This window comes from Burkholderia sp. Bp9090, assembly GCF_003857985.1.
GTDB lineage: Bacteria > Pseudomonadota > Gammaproteobacteria > Burkholderiales > Burkholderiaceae > Burkholderia.
Genome location: NZ_QTPV01000055.1, coordinates 42,261 through 48,496 on the forward strand (window position 1 = coordinate 42,261; position 6,236 = coordinate 48,496).

At 56.8% G+C, this 6,236-nt stretch carries 3 protein-coding genes; 2 read left to right on the forward strand and 1 reads right to left on the reverse strand.

Features of this window, described 5'->3' with window-relative positions:
* Positions 1-20 precede the first annotated feature (20 nt).
* The gene (locus DIE16_RS32600) at positions 21-470 is read left to right on the forward strand and encodes a PaaI family thioesterase (protein WP_260433714.1); all 450 of its coding nucleotides are present in this window, start codon (positions 21-23) and stop codon (positions 468-470) included.
* A gap of 412 nt (positions 471-882) precedes the next feature.
* Here DIE16_RS32600 and DIE16_RS32610 read toward each other — a convergent pair whose 3' ends face one another.
* Positions 883-2,202 carry an oxygenase MpaB family protein gene (locus DIE16_RS32610; RefSeq protein WP_260434502.1) on the reverse strand — a complete coding sequence of 440 codons (1,320 nt, stop codon included), beginning with the start codon at positions 2,200-2,202 and terminating at the stop codon, positions 883-885.
* A gap of 2,284 nt (positions 2,203-4,486) precedes the next feature.
* Between DIE16_RS32610 and DIE16_RS32615 the strand changes: the two genes are divergently transcribed.
* Positions 4,487-6,236, forward strand: a 1,750-nt coding sequence (locus DIE16_RS32615; protein ID WP_260434503.1) for an ESPR-type extended signal peptide-containing protein, incomplete at its 3' end; no start/stop codon positions are given.

Consider the following 6,236-nt stretch of genomic DNA (forward strand, 5'->3'; position numbering starts at 1 on the left):
AGTCTCGCGCCCACACTGGGATGCCAGACAACCCGGATCGCGCATTTCTCCATACGCTCTTGGCGACGCAGGCCCGGAACATCAAGCTCGATATGAATCCGGCGCTGGCGTCGCTCGGCGCCACATTGCTGGCAGGGCGCCCGGGGGTATTGTCCATTGGCTTCACTGCGCCCGCACACTCGGTACAGGGTAACGGTGTCGTGGCGGGGGGCACGCTGGCGTCGATGCTCGATTTCGCGATGGCGCTTGCGTTGCTGTCGGAATTGCCGCATGGGCGCACGTGCGCCACGATCAGCCTGACGATTAACATGCTGGAACCCGGCTACGTCGGCGAGTTTGTGGCCAATGCGCGGATCAAGCGGCTTGGCGGGCGTGTGGCGTTCGCGGGCGGTGAACTGTATGACGCGACGAGGACACGCTGCATTGCCACGGCGACGGCTCCCTTCGCGGTGTTCGACGTGCGTCGCTGATCGCACCACGGGTATGGTGTGGCCGTACCCGTGGTGGTGGCTTAGCTGCCAATGGGCGCGTATTTGGCAACCACCGGCGTATGGAAGGATGCGGGAAGCAGGACTTTGCTTTCCTGATGCTGGATCATCGGCATGATTTTCGCAACATAGGTTCATCGCGCATGCCCAGCTTGAGGCGGGCACGACGGTGGGCGCGGTCGTCTAGGCTACCGTAGCGCCACCTTGCAGATGGATCTTGATGCGTGGGTCGACCAGTACAACAATGACCGAGAGCATCAGGGGCGCTGGTGTTACGACAAGACACCAATGCGCACTTTCCTCGATTCGCTCGAGCTCGCCAAGGCGGAGAAACTCATCCCCCATTGATGTCTCCTTCTTTGTCGGTCCGACTATCTGTCAGATCGAGTCCCTGTTAATACTGTTTCGGCTGGTAGCGATACTCTCTGACAGAGGGCCCGAGATAACGATTGATCCAAGCACGGCGCTCACGACGCTTTCGCGCGTCCAAGCGTTCAGCATACCGGGGGAAACGATGGCGCAGTAGGTCCTGAACGAAGTTGCGGGGGAACTGCAGAAGAAGAAACAACAGGCCCCAGAACAACGGGTTGGGCAAGCTGGATACCTTGATGGTTTCTGGTGTGACGAAAAGCAGCGTCTGTCCGACAACGCTCTTGTGATGCACCCAATCTTTCACTCGCTCCCAATGGGTAGAATTGCCCCTAGGGCTGAACGAGTTCATGAACGATTGGCAAAGCCGGATCGAGCCTTCATCGTCGGTTTGACGTTCCACATTGAACGCATCGAACGAGATCTGAATTCCTTCGTGTACCGACTTCGGTAAAAACTCTGTCGTGGCCCCCATGATGTATGCAATGTAACGCCAGAGGTGAGTCATGTCTTCGATCTCGGCGTTTGTGGGGCGATAGCCGAGAATCTTCGTGAACTGTCCGAGCATGATGGAACTCACGATCGGTGCACCGTGCAAGCCTACTTGGTTGATCGGCATGCCGAGCTTCTCCGCGTCCCATTTGCCACTCGCTATAACCGATCGGCGAATCAGTGAATGCAGCAACCGAACGCGGACAGCGACCTGCCACCCTGGCGCGAACAGATTCATACCCCCAGGCTCCGACACCTCCATCCAGAAGTTGCACGTAAGCAGAAAACGGCCGAATGCTGTTCCGTCCGAGTATTGTCCTGTGGACATCAATGTGCGGGCAATGGACTCGAAGCGGTATGTGTCGAGGCTGCCGATGCCTTGAAAGGTGAACCCCTGGACGCCGTAGCGGCGGTAGACGCGGGCTCCACGCTCGATCCGATCCCAGTCGACCCACTCCGGCCGAGTGCTGATCTGCTTCCAAAGTTCTACAAGCTCTTCGGTAGGATCAGCGATTGCGTCAATGCCACGAGTGATCAAATTTTCCATGATGGCGTGTGGACTCTCGCCTCGGTCGACCATCTTGAGCATTGCCGCATCACATAGCGGATCCCCTTTCCACATTGCCATACTCAATCTCTGGCCAATATCCTCGCGGGGATGGGGGGTATAGCCAGAAATTCTGCCGAACATTCGAGCCAGCATTTTCGCCTTTTCACCTTGCACGATAGCGCCGTAATCGCAGCAGGCCGGGGGAGCGTTCCGATTTTCGTGCATCCGCAGAATAACCGTAGTTAATTCTGAATCTGTGAGCTTTTCAGCCGGAGTTCGACGGAAAGTCGATAACTCATTCATAAATATAATCTAAAAATTGGCATTCGAGTACCGCAGATGACATTTGGCGGCTCGCTAAAATCGCGGCCGTTACCAATCGGCCTACGATCGACCGCGTGCCACCAAGGCGACTCCACTTGAAGGTTTCTGACTGGGTCTTCAAGTCAAAGAAGCTGTTCCTGACCGCGCGCGGATGCGGACGCGCGTCGGCGCGCGGATATGTCCAGCGGGAATACCCTCGTGCCCCTCGATGTCGAATGTTCGTGTCGCTTCGGTGTCGAAGCAAGAGATGTCTGGCATGGCAGTTTTACGCGTTGGACCGAATTATTGATCGAGATGGACGTTCTGCTGGTCGATGACAATGTCGGCAGGCACACCGTTAGAACTGTCAGCCAACTGTTGCTCCAACTTTTGATACGCCGGCCAGCGAGTTCTGGAATTCTCGCCTCGGTCCTCGACCGGCCTATCCTAGGGGAGGAGAGATTTGGTTCAGTGCCGAATGGGTTCTCAATTGTCGACCAGTCCGCAAGTGACGAGCAAAGCGTTCGACCACGGAACCGAAGAGACAGCGTCAGCGGATATGGGTTCGACGAAATGTTCGGCGACTTTCCGCGATTGAGGCAGGGTGGAGCGCTATGGCGCGCGAAGACTGTGGCGGGATGCGATATCGCTGGCACGTTCGACGGTCACCGTTCGCTATTTTTTGCCTGAAGATGTGAAAAATCCAAAGAAATCTTGGCGGGACGAAGTGTCGACTCGTCACAATAGATTATGACAAAAAAAGAAGCCCGCACCAGCATGCTGATGCGGGCTTAGTCGTATACCAAACACTTGGGACAACCATGAAGCTCCGTAACCTACGGCGCGTCAGGACCGAAACTGGAGGAATCGGCAAGAAGATAATATATAGGATGACCGATGTATTTCTGAACTATTGTCACGAGTGAGCTCACTTTGAGCCATACCGCATGGCGAAGCGGTACTAGAATGTCGCGCGATCACAGCAAATTCTGAGAATTGAGGCCGCCGCTCACGGACGCACTAGGGATCGGCCAGCGGCGCGTGGCGGTCGCGAACCGATGCGTGCCGCCAGCTCGTTCGCGCTGACGCACTGGCGATCGGAATACCTAACCCCCGCTTGAGCGTGTTGCTCAATTTGCGGAAATCTTCCAGGTTCGCACACCCGCCCAGCACTTGCCAGGCACCTTCGCATAGCGTCAGGTGACCGATGTGGTGGCGTGGCGCGAGGGCGTTGAGGATCTTGTCTGCCGGTGCCGCGATGTCGTGTGCGCCATTCCGAAATGGCAGTTCGCAGGAAGCGGACGACGGCTGGCACGGCATGTAAAAGATGCGCGAGGTGCCCCCGTATATTCGTCGGCCTACCACATGGAAGTGCCGCGCGAGGCGGCAAGACGGTCGCCAGATCCGCGCGCGCGATCAATGCCGAGGGCCCGCAGGCAGTGAACCATGCTGTTCATCCCGGTAGATCTACGTGGCGTCGAACGGACGAGTGTTGGCGCTCGAGGTTTCTGCTAACGATGAGCAAAGATACTGCTAAAGGGTAAACCTGCGGCGGCTCCGTCGGAAATGGACGGAAAGGATGTTCTCATTGTTATCCGACCTTCATGAGCTCATAGATCCAAGTAGTGGCTCGTGAACGGTTTAAAGAGGAAAATTTGCTGATGGCGTGATTATGGCTCGCGTGAAATCGATGAGAGAAAAACTTGCCGCATTCGAAACAATACCTATCTAATAACTTACCGCAATGGCGAATACTACGTCCGTTCTGCAAGCGCTAATGGTCGTCTAAGTTCGGACTTGGCGTGCGCATATACGCGCTTCAAGACGATCATTTTGAGTTCAACGCGCGTCGCCGAAATACTTCGCCCAAGGTGTGCCGTTGCTTGTTCGTCAAAGGGCGACGGTTGCGACTCTAACGTTCGCCACTGGCGGATTCGACAAACTTCAATATCAAGCGCTCATCGCGCAAGGGCGGCGTTACATTTTTGGTGGCGCTGACCGGTGGTGTCGCCATCATATTGTCATATGAAAGCCGGAAAAGACGGCGACATTTAACATTGTTTAAAGGTTCTGCGTAATTTGTCTGCCAAGTCAAGCGGATGTGACATTTGTTCAGATTCCCTCGTCATCCTCAATTTCATAATCACACCAAAATTCAGATGGTTGGGTAAGTCTTATTTGCACCCGGCTAGCCTTCTGTAATCGATTATGTTCTCGTTATCAATTTAACGATATTTATTGATGTGTAACGGCCGTTGGGCGGCGATTTTGGCGGAGAAATGAAATGAATAAGTGCTACAAAACCATCTGGAACGAAGCGCTTGGTGCTTGGGTCGCCGCCTCGGAAAATGATGCGTCGAGAGGAAAGCCGAGTAAAAATAAAGTTGCAATCGCTGTTGCGTTGGGGGCTTTGGCTTTCTCTGGCGGAGGTGCTTTCTTGTCGAAGGTGCATGCGGCGCCCGGTTTAGCCGTAAATATGGGTACCACTTGTTATGACTATAGTACTACAGGGGGGCTGAACTACTGCAGTAATCGTTCAACAGCTATTGTTGGCTCCTACGCCAGCTCCGGCCAGTTTGTCGTTATGGACGCTGGCGGAACGATGGTTGAAGTCAGTGCTGATACCGGTCTCATATACTTCCGGCCCGGCGGCACCACCTCGGGTAATACAAGCGGTAATGTTTTGACCATGGCTAGCGTCTCGGGCGGTGTTCTCCTCAATGGGGTGGCAGCCGGTGCGATAAGCGCGACCAGTACTAACGCGGTGAACGGCTCTCAACTGTATTCTCTGTCGACGTCGGCGTCGACGGGGATCAGCACGGCACAAAGCGGCGTCACGTCGTTGTCGACGGGCCTGAGCACGACCAACAGCTCGGTGAGCTCGCTGTCGACGTCGGCATCGACGGGCATCAGCACGGCACAAAGCGGCGTCACGTCGTTGTCGACGGGCCTGAGCACGACCAACAGTTCGGTGACGTCGCTGTCGACGTCGGCTTCGACGGGGATCAGCACGGCGCAAAGCGGCGTCACGTCGTTGTCCACCGGTCTGAGCACGACCAACAGCTCGGTGAGCTCGCTGTCGACGTCGGCATCGACGGGGATCAGCACGGCACAAAGTGGCGTCACGTCGTTGTCCACCGGTCTGAGCACGACCAACAGCTCGGTGAGCTCGCTGTCGACGTCGGCATCGACGGGCATCAGCACGGCACAAAGCGGCGTGACGTCGCTGTCCACCGGCCTGAGCACAACCAATAGCAACGTGGCAAGTCTGTCGACATCGACATCGACCGCAGTCGGCTCGTTGTCGACAGGTATTGCGAATTCAGTCCAATACGACAATTCCGCACACTCTTCCGTTACGTTGGGTGGGGTGGGCGCAGCGACACCCGTCACGCTGACCAATGTGGCGGCCGGCGTGAACCCGACTGACGCCGTGAACTATAGTCAGTTGAGTTCCCTGTCGACGTCGGCCTCGACGGGAATCAGCACGGCACAAGGCGGTGTCACGTCGTTGTCCACCGGTCTGAGCACGACCAACAGCTCGGTCACGTCGCTGTCGACGTCGACAGCGTCGAGCGTGGGTTCGCTGTCCACCGGCCTGAGCACGACCAACAGTTCGGTGACGTCGCTGTCGACGTCGGCGTCGACCGGCATCAGCACGGCACAAAGCGGCGTCACGTCGTTGTCGACCGGCCTGAGCACGACCAACAGCTCGGTGAGCTCGCTGTCGACGTCGGCATCGACAGGCATCAGCACGGCCCAAAGCGGCGTCACGTCACTGTCCACCGGCTTGAGCACGACCAACAGCAACGTGGATTCGCTGTCGACCTCGACGGCATCCAGCGTGGGCTCGTTGTCAACGGGTCTGAGCACGACCAACAGCAACCTGGATTCGCTGTCGACGTCCACATCGTCGGGTCTGTCGACGGCCAACAGCTCGATCACGTCGCTGTCGACGTCGGCGTCGACGGGTATCAGCACGGCGCAAAGCGGCGTTACATCGCTGTCGACCGGCCTGAGCACGACCAACAGCA